General features: G+C 64.9%; 20 protein-coding genes. 7 read left to right on the plus strand and 13 right to left on the minus strand.

The features are described from left to right. Positions 1 to 54 precede the first annotated feature (54 nt). The 4 genes from J1M87_RS09700 to hrcA all read right to left on the minus strand — a co-directional run bounded on the left by J1M87_RS09700 (position 55) and on the right by hrcA (position 3,882). Positions 55 to 810: a S9 family peptidase gene (locus tag J1M87_RS09700; RefSeq protein ID WP_206489339.1), complete on the minus strand. Its 756-nt coding sequence runs from the start codon at positions 808 to 810 to the stop codon at positions 55 to 57. Next, the gene (locus J1M87_RS09705; protein ID WP_206489340.1) at positions 807 to 1,580 is read right to left on the minus strand and encodes a 16S rRNA (uracil(1498)-N(3))-methyltransferase; all 774 of its coding nucleotides are present in this window, start codon (positions 1,578 to 1,580) and stop codon (positions 807 to 809) included. The genes J1M87_RS09700 and J1M87_RS09705 overlap by 4 nt, the downstream gene beginning before the upstream one ends. Before the next feature lie 3 nt (positions 1,581 to 1,583). After that, positions 1,584 to 2,741 carry a molecular chaperone DnaJ gene (dnaJ, locus tag J1M87_RS09710; RefSeq protein ID WP_206489341.1) on the minus strand — a complete coding sequence of 386 codons (1,158 nt, stop codon included), beginning with the start codon at positions 2,739 to 2,741 and terminating at the stop codon, positions 1,584 to 1,586. A 97-nt stretch (positions 2,742 to 2,838) separates the two neighbouring features. After that, complete coding sequence (hrcA, locus tag J1M87_RS09715; RefSeq protein ID WP_206489342.1) at positions 2,839 to 3,882, minus strand: heat-inducible transcriptional repressor HrcA; 1,044 nt, start codon at positions 3,880 to 3,882, stop codon at positions 2,839 to 2,841. Positions 3,883 to 4,015: 133 nt separating this feature from the next. Between hrcA and J1M87_RS09720 the strand changes: the two genes are divergently transcribed. Beyond that, on the plus strand, positions 4,016 to 4,321 hold the full coding sequence (locus J1M87_RS09720; protein ID WP_008715485.1) for a type II toxin-antitoxin system VapB family antitoxin: 306 nt from the start codon (positions 4,016 to 4,018) through the stop codon (positions 4,319 to 4,321). 10 nt (positions 4,322 to 4,331) lie between these two features. Here the strand turns inward: J1M87_RS09720 and hemW are convergent, their stop codons facing one another. Next, positions 4,332 to 5,543, minus strand: coding sequence for a radical SAM family heme chaperone HemW (hemW, locus tag J1M87_RS09725; protein WP_206489343.1), 1,212 nt, complete (start codon positions 5,541 to 5,543; stop codon positions 4,332 to 4,334). Positions 5,544 to 5,887: 344 nt separating this feature from the next. On the opposite strand from hemW, the gene J1M87_RS09730 reads away from it, so the two are divergent. From J1M87_RS09730 to J1M87_RS09750, 5 genes are read left to right on the plus strand one after another with little or no spacing between them, the layout of a single operon-like run. Further along, entirely contained in the window at positions 5,888 to 7,606 is a 1,719-nt protein-coding gene (locus J1M87_RS09730; protein WP_206489344.1) for a nitrite/sulfite reductase, read from the plus strand. Next, complete coding sequence (locus J1M87_RS09735; protein WP_206489345.1) at positions 7,603 to 8,313, plus strand: phosphoadenylyl-sulfate reductase; 711 nt, start codon at positions 7,603 to 7,605, stop codon at positions 8,311 to 8,313. The genes J1M87_RS09730 and J1M87_RS09735 overlap by 4 nt, the downstream gene beginning before the upstream one ends. Further along, positions 8,310 to 9,254 carry a sulfate adenylyltransferase subunit CysD gene (cysD, locus tag J1M87_RS09740; protein WP_206489346.1) on the plus strand — a complete coding sequence of 315 codons (945 nt, stop codon included), beginning with the start codon at positions 8,310 to 8,312 and terminating at the stop codon, positions 9,252 to 9,254. Before J1M87_RS09735 ends, cysD begins: the two co-directional genes overlap by 4 nt. Beyond that, entirely contained in the window at positions 9,254 to 10,564 is a 1,311-nt protein-coding gene (locus J1M87_RS09745) for a sulfate adenylyltransferase subunit 1 (protein WP_206489347.1), read from the plus strand. The genes cysD and J1M87_RS09745 overlap by 1 nt, the downstream gene beginning before the upstream one ends. Then, positions 10,561 to 11,307 (plus strand): sirohydrochlorin chelatase, encoded by a 747-nt coding sequence (locus J1M87_RS09750; protein ID WP_206489348.1) that lies wholly within the window; start codon positions 10,561 to 10,563, stop codon positions 11,305 to 11,307. The genes J1M87_RS09745 and J1M87_RS09750 overlap by 4 nt, the downstream gene beginning before the upstream one ends. A gap of 15 nt (positions 11,308 to 11,322) precedes the next feature. Here the strand turns inward: J1M87_RS09750 and J1M87_RS09755 are convergent, their stop codons facing one another. The 6 genes from J1M87_RS09755 to J1M87_RS09775 form a co-directional block, all read right to left on the minus strand. Then, entirely contained in the window at positions 11,323 to 12,372 is a 1,050-nt protein-coding gene (locus J1M87_RS09755; RefSeq protein ID WP_206489349.1) for a sulfate/molybdate ABC transporter ATP-binding protein, read from the minus strand. After that, entirely contained in the window at positions 12,369 to 13,172 is an 804-nt protein-coding gene (gene cysW, locus J1M87_RS09760) for a sulfate ABC transporter permease subunit CysW (protein ID WP_206489350.1), read from the minus strand. Before cysW ends, J1M87_RS09755 begins: the two co-directional genes overlap by 4 nt. Next, positions 13,169 to 14,062, minus strand: a complete 894-nt coding sequence (gene cysT / locus J1M87_RS09765; RefSeq protein WP_241256629.1) for a sulfate ABC transporter permease subunit CysT — start codon at positions 14,060 to 14,062, stop codon at positions 13,169 to 13,171. The genes cysW and cysT overlap by 4 nt, the downstream gene beginning before the upstream one ends. Positions 14,063 to 14,068: 6 nt before the next feature. Beyond that, positions 14,069 to 15,091, minus strand: coding sequence for a sulfate ABC transporter substrate-binding protein (locus J1M87_RS09770; protein WP_206489351.1), 1,023 nt, complete (start codon positions 15,089 to 15,091; stop codon positions 14,069 to 14,071). Positions 15,092 to 15,281: 190 nt separating this feature from the next. Continuing rightward, the gene (locus tag J1M87_RS29395; protein ID WP_310180897.1) at positions 15,282 to 15,371 is read right to left on the minus strand and encodes an Ms4533A family Cys-rich leader peptide; all 90 of its coding nucleotides are present in this window, start codon (positions 15,369 to 15,371) and stop codon (positions 15,282 to 15,284) included. A gap of 144 nt (positions 15,372 to 15,515) precedes the next feature. Continuing rightward, on the minus strand, positions 15,516 to 15,746 hold the full coding sequence (locus J1M87_RS09775) for a hypothetical protein (protein ID WP_206489352.1): 231 nt from the start codon (positions 15,744 to 15,746) through the stop codon (positions 15,516 to 15,518). Positions 15,747 to 15,839: 93 nt separating this feature from the next. On the opposite strand from J1M87_RS09775, the gene J1M87_RS09780 reads away from it, so the two are divergent. Next, positions 15,840 to 17,885: a glycoside hydrolase family 15 protein gene (locus tag J1M87_RS09780; protein WP_241256630.1), complete on the plus strand. Its 2,046-nt coding sequence runs from the start codon at positions 15,840 to 15,842 to the stop codon at positions 17,883 to 17,885. 10 nt (positions 17,886 to 17,895) lie between these two features. Here the strand turns inward: J1M87_RS09780 and J1M87_RS09785 are convergent, their stop codons facing one another. Then, positions 17,896 to 18,903 carry a nitronate monooxygenase gene (locus J1M87_RS09785; protein ID WP_206489353.1) on the minus strand — a complete coding sequence of 336 codons (1,008 nt, stop codon included), beginning with the start codon at positions 18,901 to 18,903 and terminating at the stop codon, positions 17,896 to 17,898. A gap of 174 nt (positions 18,904 to 19,077) precedes the next feature. Further along, entirely contained in the window at positions 19,078 to 20,925 is a 1,848-nt protein-coding gene (lepA, locus tag J1M87_RS09790; RefSeq protein WP_374222377.1) for a translation elongation factor 4, read from the minus strand. Positions 20,926 to 20,993 lie beyond the last annotated feature (68 nt).

The raw sequence follows: 20,993 nt of genomic DNA on the forward strand, positions 1-20,993 counted from the left end.
AAGACATCAAGTGGTGTTCGGTGAAGTTTAACGCCGACGGATCGATGCGCATTCCTATTGTTCGTCGCCTCGGCCCAGCACGGCGTCGAGCGAGAGCGCCCAGCATCGCGAATCGGGATCGAGAAACGCGAAGTGGTCCTCGCCTGGCACGATCGTCAGCCGCGCATCGTCTCCGGCCGCCCGCGCGGCCTGCACGTACCGCTCGCTCTGCGCTACCGGCACCTGAACGTCCTGCGATCCGTGCAGACAGATCGTCGGAATGCCGATGGGTGCACGGGCCGCAGGCGAGGCCGATCGGTACAGCACGGGGTCGTCCTCGTACCGAGCCTCCAGCAATGCCTCGACCGCGGGGTTGGTCCGTCCGAATGCGCTCGGCTCGAGATCGAGAACCCCGGCTTGGGCAACGATGCGCGACGGGCGCACCGCCGTGTCGGTCTCGCCGCCGAGCCACACTGCGAGGTGTCCGCCTGCGGAATGCCCGACAACGCGTACATCGTCGACACCGACCGGCGCGTGACGCTGCACGTCACCTGCGACAACGTCGAGTGCCGAGCGCACGTCCTGCTGCATCTGCGGCCAATGCCCACCCGCACCGACGCGTCGATACTCGATGTTCCACGCGACAGCGCCTGCGCGGGCGAGGGCTCGGGCGAATTGTGTCCCCAGGTTCGATCCGTACTGTCCACTCCAGAAGCCACCGTGCACCACCACGACCACCGGCGTCGATGTGTCGACGGGTTCGGCCGGCAGGTACAGATGGCCGAACTGCTCCGGGTGTTCGCCGTAGGCGATCTTGATTCGTGCGCTCATGCGGTCTGGAAGTCGGGCGGCAGTTGGGTCCATCGTGAGGTCAGTACGCCCAGCGCACCGAGAGCGACGGCCCCTGCTGTCGACGTCCGCAGCACCGTCGGGCCGAGCACCACTGGGGTGGCCCCTGCCTCGGTGAGAGCGGCGACTTCACGGTCGTCCAGGCCACCCTCGGGTCCGACGACTATCGCGACCTCGGGCACCTCGCCGAACGGCAGGTCACGAAACGCCGAGGTGGCCTCCTCGTGCAGCACGGCCACGATCCCCCCGCGCTCGACGATGTCGCCCACCAGGGCATAGACCGACCGTGAATCGTGTAGCTCGGCCACCTCCGGAATGTATGCCCGGCGTGACTGCTTGGCCGCCTCGGCTGCCGTACTACGCCACTTCGCGACGCCCTTGACGGCCTTGGGGCCCTCCCATCGCGCCACGCATCGTGAGGACTGCCAGGGCACCACCGCGTCGATGCCTGCCTCGGTGGCCAGCTCGACCGCAAGCTCGGACCGATCTGCCTTCGGCAGCGCCTGGACGAGCGTCACGGCAGGAGTCGGCGGCGGCATCTCGCTGCGTGACTGGACGGTCAGCTCCAGTCGGTTCTTCTCCGCAGCCGAGACGACCGTGTCGGCCAACCCACCTGCCCCGTCACCGAGCAGTACTCGCTCGCCGACGCGGATGCGTCGAACCGTCGCGGCGTGATGTCCTTCTTTGCCGTCGAGGACTGCGAGTTCGCCGACCTGCGGCAACGGGGAGAGGTAAAAGACCGTGGGGGCCATGGATCAGCGACCGCTGAAGGCTTCCCGCAACCGCGAGAACAGTCCGCCGCTGTGCGCCGAACCGGTGGTGACGACCTCGGCCGCATCACGATCCCGAATGGACTTGAGCTGTTCGAGCAGTTGTGTCTGCTTGCTGTCCAACTTGGTCGGCACGATGACCTCGAGGTGCGCGTGCAGATCGCCGCGGATACCGGAGCGGAGCTTCGGCATTCCGTGACCGCGTAGCACTGTCGTCGAGTTCGGTTGCGTACCTTGCTCGATCGAGATCTCAGTGGGTCCGTCGATGATCGCGTCGACAGACACGGCCGTGCCGAGTGCGGCGTCGACCATCGGGACACGCACGGTGCAGTGCAGATCGTCACCGTCACGGACGAACACCTCGTGCTGCTGTTCGACGATTTCGACGTAGAGATCTCCTGCGGGGCCGCCGCCTGGGCCTACTTCGCCCTGCGAGGCGAGTCGAATCCGCATGCCGTTGCTCACTCCGACCGGAACCTTGACGGAGATGTCTCGACGCGAGCGCACGCGTCCGTCGCCGCCGCACTTGCGGCACGGGTCCGGGATGGTCTCGCCTGCACCTCGGCACGTCGGGCACGGACGGCTGGTCATGACCTGGCCGAGGAACGAACGCTGCACCGACTGCACTTCGCCGGCACCGCCGCAGGTCTCACAGCGAACTGGCTTGGAGTCTCCGTTGGTGCCCGAGCCGGTGCACAGATCGCACAGGACGGCCGTGTCGACGGTGATGTGCTTGGTCACCCCGGTCGCGCACTCGTCGAGCGTGAGCTTGGTTCTGAGCAGCGAGTCCGCTCCCGGCTGCACCCGCCCCTTGGGGCCGCGCTGCGCGCCGCCTGCGCCGCCGCCGAAGAAGGCCTCGAACACATCTCCCAGGCCGCCGCCGAAGCCGGCACCACCGAACCCACCGCCGCCGCCTCCGCCGCCCTGCTGCAACGGGTCGCCGCCGAGGTCGACGATGCGGCGCTTCTCCGGGTCGGAGAGCACCTCGTATGCGGTGGAGATCTCCTTGAATCGGGCCTGCGCGGCCTCGTCCGGGTTGACGTCCGGGTGCAGCTCTCGCGCCAGCTTGCGGTAGGCGCGCTTGATCTCCTGGTCCGTCGCCTGCTGGCCGACGCCCAAAGTCCCGTAATAATCCCGTGCCACGTCGTCTCTTTCGTCCTAGAAGATGAATCTCGTTCGTTGATGCTGTGTGCCGGCGGCCTTGCCCCCGCTACCGGCGGTCGATCGGTTCGTGCTGCTCTCAGCGCTCGGCCAGGACCTCACCGATGTATCTGGCAACCGCGGCGACCGACGCGATTGTTCCTGGGTAGTCCATTCGGGTCGGCCCGAGGACACCCATGCCACCGAGGACCATGCCAGCCGAGCCGTACCCGGTGGAAATCACCGAGGTTCCGCGCATCTCCTCGACCTGCGTTTCCTCGCCGATCCGCACGGTGACGGTGCGGGTGTCCTGTGTCACAGCGAGCAATTTGAGGACCACCACTTGTTCTTCCAGCGCCTCGAGTACCGCCCGGAGCGACCCGGGAAACCCCGCGTCGCCTGCGAAGTCCGCCGCGTTGCGGGTCAGGTTTGCCGTTCCGCCGAGAACCAAGCGTTCTTCGGGGTACTCGACCAGCGTTTCCACCAGCACCGTGGCCGAACGAATCATCGCGTCGCGCAGGCCGGGCGGTGAGTTCTCGGCGAGTTCGGCCACGGCGGCGGATGCGGCAGCCAGACGCTTGCCCTCCAATGCGCCGCCGAGAAGCCTGCGCAGTTGCGCCAGATTCTCGTCGTCGATGACGTCACCGAGTTCGACGATGCGTTGATCGACTCGGCCCGAGTCGGTGATGAGCACCAACAGCAGCCGGGCCGGAGTGAGCGCGACCACCTCGAGGTGTCGAACCGAGGATGCCGACAGAGTCGGGTACTGCACCACGGCGACCTGACGGGTCAACTGAGCGAGCAATCGCACGCCGCGTCGCAGAACATCGTCCAGGTCGACGCCGTTCTCGAGGAACTCGAGGATGGCGCGGCGTTCGGCCGCCGACAGCGGTTTGACGTCGGCAATCCGGTCGACGAACTGCCGGTAACCCTTGTCGGTGGGGACCCGGCCCGAGCTGGTGTGTGGCTGGGCGATGTACCCCTCGGCCTCGAGCACCGCCATGTCGTTGCGCACCGTTGCACTCGACACCCCCAAGTTGTGCCGCTCGACCAAAGCACGTGATCCGACGGGTTCCTGAGTGGACACGTAGTCCGCCACGATCGCTCGTAGAACCTCGAACCGCCTGTCGTCGGTGCTCGACATCGGTGCCCACCTCCGTTCTCGTTTCCAATCGCCGCTCGAGTCTAGTAGCCGACCGACGCATGATGGTGCAAGGCCTTACTGTGGTCCGAGTGGAAACTGTCTGTCGATTCGGTCCAGTGGCTCGGGGCTCGCGATGATTTTCAAAGGCGTCCGCGACGGAAAGCCGTACCCCGAGCACGGACTCTCCATCCGGGACTGGTCGAGAATTCCGCCACGCCAACTGCGTTTGGACGAGATCGTCACCACCACGAAGGTGCTCGAACTGGACCGGTTGTTGTCCGAGGACTCCACCTTCTACGGTGACCTCTTCCCGCACGCTGTGCAGTTCCGCGGCGTCATCTATCTGGAGGACGGCCTGCACCGAGCGGTTCGGGCGGCTCTACGGAATCGAACGGTGTTGCACGCCAGGGTGTTCGACTACGACGCACTCGGTGCCTGAGGCCGAGTTCTCACGCCGCGGCGATGCTGCGCACCACTGCATCCGCGAGCAACCGGCCCCGATCGGTCAGTACCAGCCGATCACCGCACCGCAGCATGAGCCCGTCCGCGACGGTCTGCTCGGCGGCGGCACGCTCGGCAGGGCCGAGCAGAGCCATCGGCACCCCCGAGCGCAATCGCACGGTCAACATCAGCTCCTCCAGGTGCCGATCCTCGACACTGAGTACCTCGCTCCCCATGACCGGCAGCTGCCCAGCTGCGAGGCGATCGGCGTACGCAGCAGGATGCTTGACGTTCCAGAATCGGGTACCGCCGATGTGGCTGTGCGCTCCAGGGCCGGCACCCCACCAGTCGCCGCCATCCCAGTAACCGATGTTGTGACGGCACTGTGCATCGGCGTCGGCGGCCCAGTTCGATACCTCGTACCAGGACAGGCCCGCAGCACCGAGGGCTGTGTCGATGCGCTCGTAGCGGCTCGCCAGTACATCGTCGTCCGGAGCGGGCAACTCGCCACGCCGCACCTTGCGCGCCATGGCAGTTCCGTCCTCGATGATCAACGCGTAGGCCGACACGTGGTCGACACCGGCATCGAGTACCGCGGCGAGCGACTGGTCGAGGTCACTGTCTCGCTCGCCGGGGGTGCCGTAGATGAGGTCGAGGTTGACGTGCTCGAAACCGGCAGCGCGCGCCTCCTTGGCGGCCGCGACCGCCCGGCCGGGCGTGTGGGTTCGATCGAGTACGGCGAGCACGTGCGGCGCGGCGGATTGCATTCCGAGCGAGACTCGGGTGAAGCCTGCCCCCCGAAGTCGGTCGAAGAATTCCGCGGATGTCGATTCGGGGTTGGATTCGGTGGTCACCTCGCCGCCGTCGGTGAGTCCGAAACTGGACCGGACGGCACCGAGAACCTCGGCCAGACCGTCGCCCCCCAGCAGTGACGGCGTGCCACCACCGACGAAGACCGTGTCAGCTGTCGGAACTCGCCCGGTCCCCGCCTCGATCAGGGCCGCGGCGGTGTCCAGCTCACGTCGCAGACCCTCCAGCCAGGACTGCGGCGACGCCGAGGTCCCCAACTCGCCCGCCGTGTAGGTGTTGAAATCGCAGTACCCGCATCTCGTCGCGCAGAACGGGACATGTACGTAGATGCCGAACGCTCGGTCCCCCACGCCGGCGAATGCCTCGTGCGGCAACTCGAAGTCGGACGGGATGGAGACGGCGTTGTTCACGCTCACCAGTGTCCCAGAGTCGGCGATCGACTCTGCCCACCCGCCGTCGGGCAGGTCTGCCAGCCTATTTACCCGAAAAACGGGGTAAATAGGCTCCGCGGTCGGCAATGCTGCGATGACGTGGCACAATGGCACCCGTGACCGACTCAGGAGTTCGACTCGTGGCGCGCCGCCATGTCGATCTCGGCCGCGTCTGTAGCGCGTCGTGTCGATGCACGTCCGGCTGCTGACCAGCCTCCTTCGAGCACGTCCATTCGATTCACCGGCACTCCCTTCATGTGGGTAGCGCACATCCACGCGCACAACCCGAGAGCCGGCCCGCACAGAAGATGCAGGAGCATTGCATGTCGTCGACCAGCGACGCGACCACCGACGCTGCCTCCGTCAAGCCACGGGAGCGCACGCCGCGGCCGACCAAGCGTCGAGCCGAGGGACAGTGGGCCCTGGGCTACCGAGAGCCACTCAACGCCAACGAGCAGTCCAAGAAGGACGACAACCCGCTCAACGTCCGTGCCCGCATCGAGAACATCTACTCCAAGCAGGGGTTCGACAGCATCGACAAGAGCGACCTGCGCGGCCGCTTCCGGTGGTGGGGCCTCTACACACAGCGCGAGCAGGGCTACGACGGCACCTTCACCGGTGACGACAACATCGATCTGCTCGAGGCGAAGTACTTCATGATGCGGATCAGATGCGACGCAGGCGCGCTGAACCTCGAACAACTGCGCACCCTCGCGAACATCTCGAAGGAGTTCGGCCGTGACACCGCTGATCTGTCCGATCGTGAGAACGTCCAGTTCCACTGGGTCGAGGTCGAGAACGTTCCCGAGATCTGGCGTCGAATCGAGGCGGTCGGGCTCGAGACCACCGAGGCCTGCGGCGACTGCCCACGGGTGGTGCTCGGTTCCCCTCTCGCCGGTGAGGCCGTCGACGAGATTCTCGACCCCACGTCGGCCATCGACGAGATCGTCGAGCGGTACATCGGCAAACCCGAGTACTCGAACCTGCCGCGCAAGTTCAAGACGGCCATCTCCGGCCTTCAGGACGTGGTGCACGAGATCAACGACTGTGCGTTCGTCGGAGTGAACCACCCCGAGCACGGTCCCGGACTCGACCTGTGGGTCGGCGGTGGCTTGTCCACCAATCCCATGCTCGCGCAACGTGTCGGCGTCTGGGTTCCCCTCGAGGAGGTACCGGACGTCTGGGAAGGCGTCGTCTCGATCTTCCGTGACTACGGGTATCGCCGGCTCCGCACGAAGGCGCGGCTGAAGTTCCTGATCAAGGACTGGGGTATCGAGAAATTCCGCCAGGTCCTCGAGGACGAATACCTGCACCGCAAGCTCATCGACGGACCGGCCCCCGAGAAGCCGACTCGGCCTCGCGATCACGTCGGTGTGCAGAAGCTGAAGAACGGTCTCAACGCGGTCGGTGTCGCGCCCATCGCAGGACGCGTCTCGGGCACCATCCTGGCCGCTGTGGCCGATGCCGCCGAGAAAGCCGGGTCTGATCGGATTCGCTTCACGCCGTATCAGAAGCTGATCGTTCTCGATGTTCCGGACGACAGGCTCGAGCAGCTGATCGCAGATCTCGACGCATTGGGCCTGCCGGCCCGACCCTCGCACTGGCGCAAGAATCTGATGGCCTGCAGCGGCATCGAGTTCTGCAAGCTCTCCTTCGCCGAAACCCGCAAGCGCTCACAGGTTCTCGTGCCCGAGCTCGAGCAGCGCCTGGCCGACATCAACAGTCGACTCGACGTTCCGATCACGATCAACATCAACGGCTGCCCCAACTCGTGCGCGCGTTCACAGATCGCCGACATCGGCTTCAAGGGCATGCTGGTCGACGACGGTGCCGGGAATCAAGTAGAGGGATTCCAGGTTCATCTCGGAGGCAGCCTCGGTCTGGACAGTGCGTTCGGCCGAAAGTTGCGCCAGCACAAGGTCAACAGCTCCGAGCTGGGCGATTACATCGACAGAGTGGTGCGCAATTTCGACAAGCACCGCGAGGACGGCGAACGGTTCGCTCAATGGGCCGTACGAGCAGACGAGGCGGATTTGCGATGAGTACCAGGCTGAATTTGACGGTGGAGGAGTTGAAGGACATCGCCGAGCGCGGTGCCCGCGAACTCGACGGGGCGAGCCCACTGGAGCTGTTGCAGTGGACCGAGGACACCTTCGGTGAGGACTTCATCGTCGCCTCCAACATGCAGGACGGGGTTCTCGTTCATCTCGCAGCACAGGTTCATCCCGGTGTGGATGTGCTGTTTCTCGACACCGGCTACCACTTCGCCGAGACGATCGGCACACGCGACGCCGTCGAATCCGTGTACGGCGTGCACGTCATCAATGCCCGCGCCGAGAAGACTGTTGCGGAACAGGATTCGATCGAGGGCAAGGACCTGTTCGCACGTGAGCCCAACCGGTGCTGCGCGATGCGCAAGGTCGCCCCGCTGAAGAAGGAACTGGCGAACTACAGCGCTTGGGTCACCGGCATCCGGCGGGTCGAAGCACCCACCCGCGCCAACGCTCCGCTCATCTCGTTCGACGACGCCTTCGGCCTGGTGAAGATCAACCCGATCGCACCGTGGTCGGATGAGCAGATGCAGGCCTACATCGACGAGCATTCGATTCTGGTCAATCCCCTCGTCGACGAAGGCTATCCGTCCATCGGGTGCGCACCGTGCACCGTCAAACCTGCCCCCGGAGCCGACCCGCGTAGCGGTCGTTGGGCCGGCAAGGCCAAGACCGAATGTGGGTTGCACGCCTCATGACACTCGACCTCACCTCGGCCACCGTCGGTCGAACCCATCTCGACGCAGATCGGTTCGACACCCTCGACGCACTCGAATCCGAGGCCATTCACATCTTCCGGGAGGTGGCGGGCGAGTTCGAGCGTCCCGTCATTCTGTTCTCCGGCGGCAAGGACTCGACCGTTCTGCTGCATCTGGCGATCAAGGCGTTCTGGCCCGCTCCCCTGCCGTTCGCGCTGCTCCACGTCGACACCGGCCACAACCTGCAGGAGGTACTGGACTTCCGCGATCACGTGGTCGCCAAGTACAACCTGCGCCTGCACGTGGCCAGGGTCGAGGACTACCTCGCCGACGGACGCCTCACCGAGCGTCCCGACGGCATCCGCAACCCGCTGCAGACCGTGCCTCTTCTCGACGCGATCTCCGAGAATCGGTTCGACGCCGTCTTCGGCGGTGCCAGACGCGACGAGGAGCGGGCCCGTGCGAAGGAACGAATCTTCTCGTTGCGCAACGCATTCGGCCAGTGGGAGCCCAAGAAGCAGCGACCCGAACTGTGGAACCTGTACAACGGCAAGCATTCCCCCGGCGAGCAGGTGCGGGTGTTCCCGCTCAGCAACTTCACCGAACTCGACATCTGGCGCTACATCGCGCGCGACGACGTGGAACTGGCGAGCATCTACTACGCCCACCAGCGACCCGTCTACCAGCGTGATGGCATGTGGATGACACCCGGCGTGTGGGGTGGGCCCGCCGAGAACGAAGAACTGCAGACTCTGTCGGTGCGCTACCGCACCGTCGGCGACGGATCCACCACTGGCGCAGTACTCTCCGAGGCCGCCGACAACCAGGCAATCCTCGCCGAGGTCGCCGCATCGCGGCTGACCGAACGCGGAGCGACCCGCGGCGACGACCGTGTCTCCGAGGCTGCAATGGAAGATCGCAAACGAGAAGGATACTTCTGATGAGCAGCTCGAGCACAGGCACGCAGCTCCTTCGCCTCGCCACCGCAGGGAGCGTCGACGACGGAAAGTCGACCCTCGTCGGACGGCTGTTGTACGACACCAAATCCGTTCTGGCAGACCAGATCGACGCCGTCACTCGGGCATCGGTGGACAAGGGCCTGGCCACGCCGGATCTGTCCCTGCTGGTCGACGGACTGCGCGCCGAGCGCGAACAGGGCATCACCATCGATGTCGCCTACCGCTATTTCGCGACGCCACACCGCTCGTTCGTGCTGGCCGACACCCCAGGCCACGTGCAGTACACCCGCAACACCGTGTCCGGGGCGTCGACGGCTCAGCTCGTCATCCTGCTGGTCGATGCCCGCAAGGGTGTCATCACCCAGACCCGCAGGCACGCAGCGGTTCTCGCTCTGCTCGGCGTTCCACGGCTGGTCCTCGCGGTCAACAAGATCGATCTGGTCGAGGACCCCGCGCAGGTCTTCGCCGACATCTCGGCCGAGTTCAACTCGCTGACCTCCTCCCTCGGCTGGTCCAGCGAGGACGTCGTCGAGATCCCGGTCTCTGCGCTACACGGTGACAACGTCGCGGTGCAGTCGGACAGAACCCCGTACTACGACGGGCCCACGCTCATCGAGCACCTCGAGTCGGTACCGGTCGACGCCGAGCCACACCGCGTCGGTCTTCGATTCCCCGTGCAGTACGTGATTCGACCCCGCACGGCAGAGTTCCCCGACTATCGCGGGTACGCAGGCCAGGTCGCAGCAGGCACCGTCGACGTCGGGGACGAGGTGGTCATTCTGCCCTCCGGCACCCGAACGACGGTCGAACGCATCGACACCGCGGACGGTGAGTTGCGTACGGCGCACGCCGGGCGCAGTGTCACTCTCGTGCTCACCGACGATGTCGACGTCTCGCGCGGAGACACCATCGCCTCCCCGCAGGACGCGCCCGAGCCCATCGGCGATTTCGAGGCCACTGTCTGCTGGCTCGCCGAGAAGCCGCTCCGCCCGGGTGCCCGGCTGCTGCTCAAGCACGGAACCCGTACGACGCAGGCCATCGTCGGCACTCTCATCGAACGTTTCGACGAGCAGGATCTCACTGCGCAGGAGAATCCGGAGTCGCTCGAGCTCAACGAGATCGGCCGAATTTCCGTGCGCGTCGCCGAACCGATCGTGGCCGACGACTACGCCGTCAACCGGCACACGGGTAGCTTCCTGCTGATCGATCCAGCCGGTGGAAACACCCTCGCGGCCGGGCTCGTGGGGAATGCATTGGCTGCGGTCGAGCTGGGGTCGGCAGTTCCGGCGTGACCGCTCTGATCGCGGTTGCCCACGGCAGCCGCGACCCGCGCTCGGGCGCTTCGATCCGCCGCGCCGTCGACGTGCTACGTCGACGGCGACCGGATCTGGACGTCCGGGTTGCGTTTCTCGATCTGACCGATCCCGGCGTCGACACGGTGGTCGACGAGCTGGCCTCGTCCGGTCATACGCGCATCGTCGCAGTTCCGCTGCTGTTGGGCAGCGCCTATCACGCGAAGGTCGACCTACCCGCGCTGCTGAATGCAGCGCGAGGACGTCATCCGCACCTGTCCATCGCACAATCGGACGTACTCGGTGGTGATCGTCTGCTCGTCGATGCCGTTCGCGATCGTGTCGTGCAGACCGGGGTTGCACTCGACGATACGACCGTCGGCGTCGCGCTGGCCGCAGTCGGCTCGAACGACGCATCGGCGAACGAACGCACCGAACTCCTGGCCCAAGATCTGGTGTCCGGAAGCTCCTGGGCCGGGGCGGTGGCCTGCTTCGCGACCTCGGTCGAACCCTCTGCTACCGAGGCCGTGGCGCAGCTGCGCTCGATGGGTGCCACTCGCATCGTGGTGGCACCATGGTTTCTGGCACCGGGCAGATTGACCGACCGAGTCACACGTCTGCTGTTGGAGCACCCGGACGTGACATTCGCCGAGGTCATCGGCTCCCATCCGGCGGTAGCCGAGATCGCTTCCTGGCGCTACGACGCCGCCCTGCAGCGCGTGTGTCGGCACCGTACCGCGTGAGATACGCGGCGACGGTCAGTTCACAGGGGCCGAGGCAGCCTGGTGAGCTGCGTCGGCAACTTCCGGTACCCGAGTCGCTCGCGCGTACACCGTGTCGCCCTCACGAAGACCGAGGGCTTCGCTGTCGCCACGAGTGATCTGCGCGGCGAACAACTCACCGGTCGCGGCGTTCTCCAATTCGACCTTGACCTCGAACCCGAGACGCACCACGCGCTGGACGATGGCACGTGTCACTCCCGCCGATTCCGCCGTCCCGCTGGCCTGCGCCTGCGCCAACGACGGATCGCGTCCGACGCGAATGTCGTGCGGGCGGACGAGAACTCCGTTCAGTCTGGCGACCTGGCCGAGGAACGACATCACGAAATTGTTGGCCGGACGGTCGTAGAGATCCTCCGGCGTCCCGATCTGTTCGATTCTTCCCTTGTTGAGCACGGCGATTCGATCGGCGACGTCGAGCGCTTCTTCCTGATCGTGGGTCACCAGCACGGTCGTCACATGCACCTCGTCGTGCAGTCGCCGCAGCCACGTCCTGAGGTCGGCCCGTACTTTGGCGTCGAGTGCACCGAACGGCTCATCGAGCAGCAACACCTGCGGGTCGACGGCCAGTGCACGGGCCAACGCCATGCGCTGCCGCTGTCCACCGGACAGCTGCGCCGGGTAGCGGCTCTGGAAGCCGGCGAGCCCGACGATCTCGAGTAGCTCGTCCACCTTCTTGGCGATCTCGGCCTTGGGCCGCTTGCGAATCTGCAGACCGAACGCGACGTTGTCTCGCACCGTGAGGTGTTTGAACGCCGCGTAGTGCTGGAACACGAAGCCGATCTCGCGACGCTGCGGACTCACCCAGGTCACGTCCTGCCCTGCAAGCACCACGCGGCCGGAGTCGAGCTGCTCGAGGCCCGCGATCGAGCGCAGCAGAGTGGACTTGCCCGAACCACTGGGACCCAGCAATGCCGTCAACGAACCCTTGGGGATGTCGATGTCGACATCGTCGAGCGCTGCGAAATCGCCGTACCGCTTGTTGGCACCGGCGACCGAGATCTCGATCTCCGGGGATGTCTCGGTCATTGGTTCGTCCTCTTCTTCTCGAGGGCCGTCATCAACAGCAGCACGACCACGGCGATCGCCATGAGCAGCGTGGAGGCCGCATACGCACCTTGCTGATTGAAGTCCTCGTAGCGTGAATTGACCAGCAGTGTCAGTGTTTGCGAGATTCCCGGCAGATTGGTCGAGACCATGATGACGGCACCGAACTCGCCGAGGGATCGCGCGACGGTCAGTACCACGCCGTAGGTCAGGCCCCACCGGATCGCAGGCAACGTGATGCGCCAGAACGTCTGCCAGGACGACGCGCCCAATGTCGAGGCGGCCTCTTCCTGTTCTTCACCGATTTCGTACAGCACCGGTTCGACCTCGCGAACAACGAACGGCAGCGTGACGAAGATGGTCGCGATGACCATGCCAGGAAGCGCGAAAATGACCTTGAAGCCCAAGCTTTCGACGCCGCCGAACCAACCGTTCGCACCCCACAGCAGGATCAGCGCAACACCGGTGATGATCGGCGACACCGCGAACGGCAGATCCACGATCGCCTCGAGCACGCCCCTGCCGCGGAACCGCCCGCGTACGAGCGCGAGAGCTGTGACCACACCGAACACGATGTTGATCGGCACCACGATGGCAACGATCAACAGCGAGAGCTGCAGTGCCGATTGTGCGGCCGGAGTGGTGATCAGCTCCCAGAACGTGACGACGCCGTCTTCGAAGGTGCGGTACAAAATGGTCCCGAGCGGCAGCAGCACGAGTACGGCGAGATACAGCAGGGCGACGGTGCGCAGGGTCAGCTTGACCGGTAGACCGATCTTCACGAGATCTGCTCCTCACGACGGGCCAGCCGATTGCCCACCACACGCAGGACGAACAGCACCGCAAACGCAATTCCCAACAGCACCACGGAGATTGCCGCTGCATCGGTGGACCTGTCGTACTCGATCAGCTCACGGATGTACTGGGAGGCCACCTGGGTGTCGTTCGGGATGTTGCCACCGATGAGCACCACCGATCCGAACTCACCGATGGCGCGGGCGAACGCAAGGCCACCGCCGGAGAGCACGGCAGGCAACAACACCGGCAACACGATGCGCCGGAAGATGGTCCAGTTGTTCGCCCCGAGAGAGGCAGCCGCCTCCTCCACGTCCTTGTCGAGCTCGATCAACACCGGCTGCACCGCCCGCACCACGAACGGCAGCGTGACGAACAGCAGCGCGACGACCACTGCGGGCTTGGTTGCATTGAACACCAACCCGATCGGACTCGCCGGGCCGTACAGCGAGAGCAGCACGAGGCTCGCGACGATGGTCGGTAGTGCGAACGGCAGATCGATCAGCGCATTGACGAACCGTTTCCCCGGGAACTCGTCCCGCACCAACACCCATGCGATGAGCGTGCCGAGGAACAGATTGAGCACTGCTGCCGCGACGGATACCTCGAGTGTCACCTTGAACGTGGCCACTGCCCGCGGCTCGGAGATCGCATCCCAGAAACCGGACAGACCGTCGTCGAACGACTGAACGGTCAACGCTGCCAGCGGAAGCAATACGATGACGCTGAGCCACAGCACGGCCACCCCGAGCCCGAGTGGCCCTACCGATCCCGGCCCCCTGAACTTGCGGCCCTCGCCGCCTGGACGAAACCGTGATCTCGTACCGGGCGGAACGGTCGATTCCGCAGTCGATGTATCTGTGGTCGAAGGTGACATCGATATCTACCGAGTACTTTCCTGATAGATCTTCGCGATCGCGCCGTTGTCACCGAACAGGTCCGCGTCGACCTGCTCCCAGCCGCCCAGATCATCTATGGTGTACAGCTTTTCGGGAGTGAAGAACTTGTCGGAGAACTCCGACTCGATCTCCGGGTTCGCCGGACGGAAGCCCGCTTCGGCCCAGATCCGCTGCCCCTCGTCGGAATAGACGAAATCGTTGAGAGCGTTCGCCCGGTCCAGGTGAGCGCTGCTGTTGACCACCGCCACCGGGTTGTCGATGCGGAACGTCACGGGAACGTCGACGTGCTCCACCTGCTGGCCCTGCTGCTCGATGAGGAGTGCCTCGTTCTCGTAACTCAGCAACGCATCACCTTGGCCTTGCAGAAACGCTTCGGTGGCCGCGCGACCCGACTCGGGCTGCACCGGAAAATGATCAGCGACGAGCGTACGAACGAAATCGAGACCCGCCTGCTCGTCCTGGCCGCCGTTGCTCATCGCCGCGTACGGGGCGAGCAGGTTCCACTTGGCCGATCCGGAACTGAGCGGGCTCGGGCTGATCACCTGTACACCCGGCTCGAGCAGGTCGTCCCACGTGCGAATGTTCTTCGGGTTGCCCTCCCGAACCACGATCGTCACCACGGAGCCGAACGGCACTCCCCCGTAGGCATTGCGGTTCCAGTCCTCGTCGATCTTGCCCGCGTCGACGAGTCGCGTGATATCGGGCTCCACGGAGAAGTTGACGATATCGGCGGGCGCGCCGTCGGCAACCTTACGAGATTGGTTACCCGAAGGGCCGTAGTCGGCGTTGATCGCGGTGCCGTCGCCGTCCTCGGTCGCTGCGAAGGCCGTACCGATTGCGTCCCAGCCGTTCTTGGGCACTGCGTAGCCGACGAGGGTCAGGGAAGGACCACTGGCAGTGTCCGGGGGGCCACCGACGACGTCACTGGACCCGCCGTTGCAGCCGCTGAGTACCAACGCCCCCACGGCAGCAAACGTGGTCAGCAGGTAGCGAGAGCCATGCCTCATCGAGCGAGGGCCTTTCATGATGGTGTGCACTGAGAACGAACTGGGCCGAGTCGATACCCTCGTCGACCGAAGCCGTGTGGCCGAGGCCGAGGTCACCGTGCGCAATCGCACGAACAACGAATCCCGGCCGCGTGCGAGGCATGCGCATGCCGACAGCGGATCGACGGAACCTGTTCGACGAGGGAAGAAATCAACAACAGTCGATATCGGCGACTGCCAACATGCCGACAGCAATCAACGCCAACTGATGGCGGACGCGGTACTCGGCTGCAGACGACACGGCAGAAATCTAGCAGAGGATCGGTGTCGGCTCTAACTCGGCAGACGAGTCGGGGCCGGAAAGGCTACCGAGTGAGCAACCAGGCGATGACAACCAGCACCAGCAGCGCGATGAGCGCCAACGTGACCCGAGACCGTGGCATTACTATCCGTCCTTCGTCGTGGTGGAGGCCGTCGCCGTCGACTCCGCCTCCCGAGCCGCACGGGCGTCGCGTCCGAGCAGACGCAGGAACACTGCGAGCAGTCGATCGAACACCCGTGCCAACAGGAACGCCGTCGGCACGATGACCAGCAACGCGACGACCGACTGCGGCACGAACGGCAATCCCGTTATCCACAGTTCGACGCCGTCCCACCATCGTGCAACCGGTTCCACCCTCGCAGCTTAAACCAGCCGGCTCCACACCCACGCCACGCCGACCGACGACCAGCAGTGGACGACTGCCATCGATGCGTCGATGATTACGCCATGACGGCATTCGAAAATACTTCGCCCGTACCCCCGGTGGCCGACGAACCCGTTATGGGATCGGGACACCCAGGTTTGGGCGGAGTCGAAGTTCAAGGAGCGTTGGGACGTACCGACTCGCCGGCGTACGCGGCGACGTCGTATCGCAGCGCCTTTCCGCCGATCGACGACTACGCGTTCCTCTCGGACTGCGAAACGACTTGTTTGATCGCACGCAACGGGTCCGTCGAGTGGATGTGTGTGCCACGGCCGGACTCACCCAGCGTCTTCGGCGCAATTCTCGATCGCAGTGCGGGTCACTTTCGGGTCGGACCGTACGGCCAGTCCGTCCCGGCTGCCCGCCGCTACCTGCCGGGCGGCCTGATCGTCGAAACCACGTGGCAGACCGAGACCGGGTGGATCACCGTACGCGACGCCCTGGTGATGGGCCCATGGCACAACACCGATCAACGCTCACGAACCCACAAACGTGCGCCGAGCGACTGGGATGCCGAGCACATTCTGCTTCGGACCATCAAGTGCGTCAGCGGGACGGTCGAATTGGAGATGAGTTGCGAGCCGGCCTTCGATTACCACCGCGCCCCGGCCAAGTGGGAATACACCGGGAAGGTGTACGAGGAGACGACGGCAACCTGCGCCGCGAGCAGTGACGGCGATCAGCCGACGCTGAAACTGACCACCAATCTGCGGATCGGCATCGAAGGCCGAGAGGCCCGCGCACGCACCCGCTTGACCGAGGGCGACAACGTGTTCGTCGCGTTGTCCTGGTCCGATCTACCTGCGCCGCAGACGTTCGAGGAAGCCTCGAGCAAGATGTGGCAGACGTCGGAATGCTGGCGGCAATGGATCACGATCGGCCGATTCCCCGACCATCCGTGGCGCGGATACCTTCAGCGCAGCGCATTGGCTCTCAAGGGCCTGACCTACGCGCCGACCGGTGCTCTGCTGGCCGCGTCGACCACGTCACTTCCGGAAACGCCTGGTGGAGAACGTAACTGGGACTATCGATACACCTGGGTGCGGGATTCCACTTTCGCTCTGTGGGGCCTGTACACCCTGGGACTCGACCGGGAGGCCAACGACTTCTTCGCGTTCATGTCCGATGTCGCGACCACAGCCAACGGCGAGGTCAATCCCCTGCAGGTCATGTACGGCATCGGCGGCGAGAAGACCCTCGACGAGGAGGAGCTGTCGCACCTGTCCGGCTACGACGGTGCCCAACCCGTCCGTATCGGCAACGGTGCCTACAACCAAGAACAGCACGACATCTGGGGCACGATGCTCGACTCGGTGTACCTCCACGTCAAGTCGCGAGAACACGTCCCCGAGTTCCTGTGGCCGCTACTCAAGCGTCAGGTCGAGGAAGCGATCGCCAACTGGCGCAAGCCCGATCGTGGTATCTGGGAGGTACGCGGTGAACCGCAACACTTCACGTCCTCGAAGCTCATGTGTTGGGTCGCGCTCGACCGCGGCGCCAAGCTCGCCGACATCCACGGCCAGGACGAATATTCGGCCAAGTGGAACGAGATCGCCGACGAGATCAAGGAAGACATTCTCGCGAACGGCATCGACTCCCGCGGTGTTCTCACCCAGCGCTACGGCCACGACTCGCTGGATGCGTCACTGCTGCTCGCGCCGCTGCTGCGGTTCCTACCTGCCGATGACGAGCGTATTCGCGCGACGGTGCTTGCCATTGCCGACGAGTTGACCGAGGACGGGCTCGTGCTGCGGTATCGAACCGACACCACCGACGACGGATTGGCCGGCGAAGAAGGAACATTCACGATCTGTTCCTTCTGGCTGGTCTCGGCGCTGGTCGAGATCGGCGAGCTCCCGCGAGCGAAGCACCTGTGCGAACGGCTCCTCGGTTACGCGAGCCCGCTCAAGCTCTACGCCGAGGAGATCGACCATCGCACCGGCCGTCACCTCGGCAATTTCCCGCAGGCATTCACCCACCTGGCACTCATCAACGCCGTGGTGCACGTCATCCGCGCCGAGGAGGCTCAGGCGGCAGGGCATTTCCAGCCTGCGCACTCCAACACCTGAGCAGTGTCGTTCAGCGGCCGAGTTGCCTCGCCCATTCGGCGACCAACTCGGCCGCGGGCTTCGACTGCGCTCGGCGATGACCGGTACCTGCCCACATCGACAGTGCCGACGGATCGTTCTGTGCGGCTGCCTTCGCACGCAGCGGTGCCGTCAAATAGTGCAGATCGGGGTACGCGAGCGGCGCGGCCTCGGAGTTCTCGCGCATGAACTCGTTCACCAGACCCCGCGCCGGACGACCGGAGAACGCCCTGGTCACAGCGGTGTCCGTCGCGCGCGTCAACTGCTGTCGGTGTACCGGTTTGGTACCGGCTTCCGGCGTGTTCAGCAGCGCCGTGCCCAGCTGCACAGCGTGCGCTGCACCCGAATCGAGCAGTGGCGCAACGTCGTTGCCGTCCATCAATCCACCGGCAGCGATTCGGGGTAGCTGGGAAATCTCGCGTACTGCGGCCAGCAGTTCCGTCAAGGGCTGCTCGGGGGCCGAGCCGTCGAACGTACTTCGGTGCCCACCTGCCTCGGGGCCCTGCACCACGAGTGCGTCGACTCCGTTCGCGGTGGCCACCGACGCGTCGGACGCCGTGGCGACGGTGGCCCACACCTCGGTACCCACCGAGTGCAGTGTCGCGACCTCGTCCGCATCGAACGTCGCGAACGTACTCGACACCACCGGCACCGGATGTGCCAGCAGCCAGGCGAACTTGTCAGCGTAGAAGTCGTCGCGACGCGGCAACACTCCCGGTTCGGCATCGAAGCGCTCGAACCAGGGTGCCACCCGCTCGGCGTACGCCTGGACGTCGGCACCGGACGACTCTTCCGGCAGGAACAGATTGACTCCGATCGTCACATCGCGAACCGAATCGATCTGCGCTGCAAACGCTTCGAGCGTCAGCAAACCCCCGGCAATCATCCCCAATCCGCCGGCCTCCGAGACCGCGCGGGCCAACTCCGGAGTGCTGGGGCCACCGGCCATGGGAGCACCGACAACGGGAACACGCAACTGCTTCAGAATCGAGGTGGTCACAGGTTCGAAACGTACTCCCCCGTCGTTGACGACAGAGTTCGGTGCCGACCGCGCGCCCCCATTGCCGACCGCGCGCCCCCATTGCCGACCGCGCGCCCCTGCTCTGATGCGAGGAGGGGCGCGCAGTCGGTGAAAAAGGTGTGAGGTTCGTTCCAGCGACCGGGAGCTACCGTCCTACTTCTTCGGCTTGTCCGCCGAGGACTCCGAGGACAACGCGGCGACGAAGGCTTCCTGCGGCACCTCGACGCGACCGATCGTCTTCATCCGCTTCTTGCCCTCTTTCTGCTTCTCGAGCAGTTTGCGCTTGCGGCTGATGTCGCCGCCGTAGCACTTCGCGAGCACGTCCTTACGGATCGCGCGGATGTTCTCGCGGGCAATGATGCGTGATCCGATGGCGGCCTGGATCGGGACCTCGAACTGCTGACGCGGAATCAGTTCCTTGAGCTTGGTCGTCATCTTGTTCCCGTACGCGGCAGCGGCGTCCTTGTGCACGATCGCCGAGAACGCGTCGACGGCCTCACCCTGCAGCAGAATGTCGACCTTCACCAACGCCCCGCTCTTCTCGCCGATCTCCTCGTAGTCGAGGCTGGCGTATCCGCGCGTTCGGGACTTGAGGATGTCGAAGAAGTCGAAGATGATCTCGGCCATCGGAATCGTGTAGCGCAATTCCACACGGGTCTCGGACAGGTAGTCCATACCGCCCAGGTCTCCGCGTCGTCCCTGGCACAGTTCCATGATGGAACCGATGAACTCGCTGGGCGAGATGATGGTGCATTTGACCATCGGCTCGAATACTTCCCTCGCCTTGCCCTCGGGCCAGTACGACGGGTTGGTGACGATGTGCTCGGCACCGTCCTCCATCTCGACGCGATAGACCACGTTCGGTGAGGTCGAGATCAGATCCAGGTTGAACTCCCGCTCGAGCCGCTCACGGGTGATCTCCATGTGCAGCAGACCGAGGAAGCCGCAGCGGAAGCCGAACCCGAGAGCGACGGAGGTCTCCGGCTCGTACGTCAGGGCTGCGTCGTTGAGTTGCAGCTTCTCGAGAGCGTCGCGCAGGTCGGGGTAGTCCGAACCGTCGACCGGGTACAGACCGGAGTAGACCATCGGCCGGGGCTCGCGATAGCCGGTCAGCGGTTCGGTCGCACCCTTGCGGAAGGTGGTGACGGTATCGCCGACTTTGGACTGGCGGACATCCTTCACGCCGGTGATGAGGTACCCCACCTCGCCGACGCCCAAGCCCTTGGTGGCCTTCGGGTCCGGTGAAACGATGCCGACCTCGAGCAGCTCGTGCGTCGAGCCGGTCGACATCATCGTGACCTTCTCCCGCGGGTTGAGCGCACCGTCGACCACACGGACGTAGGTGACGACGCCGCGGTAGGTGTCGTAGACCGAGTCGAAGATCATTGCGCGGGCCGGGCCGTCGGGGTTGCCGACCGGTGCCGGAACAAGCTTGACGACCTCGTTGAGCAGTTCCTCCACGCCCACACCGGTTTTGCCGGATACGCGCAGCACGTCGTCGGCCTCGCACCCGATGATGTGGGCGATCTCGGCGGCGTAGCGATCCGGATCGGCCGCCGGAAGGTCGATCTTGTTCAGCACCGGAATGATGGTGAGCTCTTTGTCGAGGGCCAGGTACAGGTTAGCCAATGTCTGAGCCTCGATGCCCTGTGCGGCGTCGACGAGCAACACCGCTCCTTCGCAGGCCTCGAGTGCGCGTGAGACCTCGTAGGTGAAGTCGACGTGTCCGGGAGTGTCGATCAGGTGCAGAACGAATTCCTCACCGTCGACTACCCAGGGCAAACGGACGTTCTGTGCCTTGATGGTGATTCCGCGCTCGCGCTCGATATCCATGCGGTCCAGGTACTGCGCGCGCATCGACCGATCGTCGACGACTCCGGTGAGCTGCAACATCCGGTCCGCCAACGTCGACTTACCGTGGTCGATGTGGGCGATGATGCAGAAGTTCCTAATCCTGGTCGGATCGGTGAACGTCGTGTCGGCGAAGCTGGGCACTCGTATCCTTCGGCTGGCGTGTTCGAAATGAGCGAACGGGCGACTCTATCGTCCCACGCCGAGTACGGTGCGCC

It is taken from the genome of Rhodococcus sp. KRD162 (assembly GCF_017168335.1).
Classification (GTDB): Bacteria; Actinomycetota; Actinomycetes; order Mycobacteriales; family Mycobacteriaceae; genus Rhodococcoides.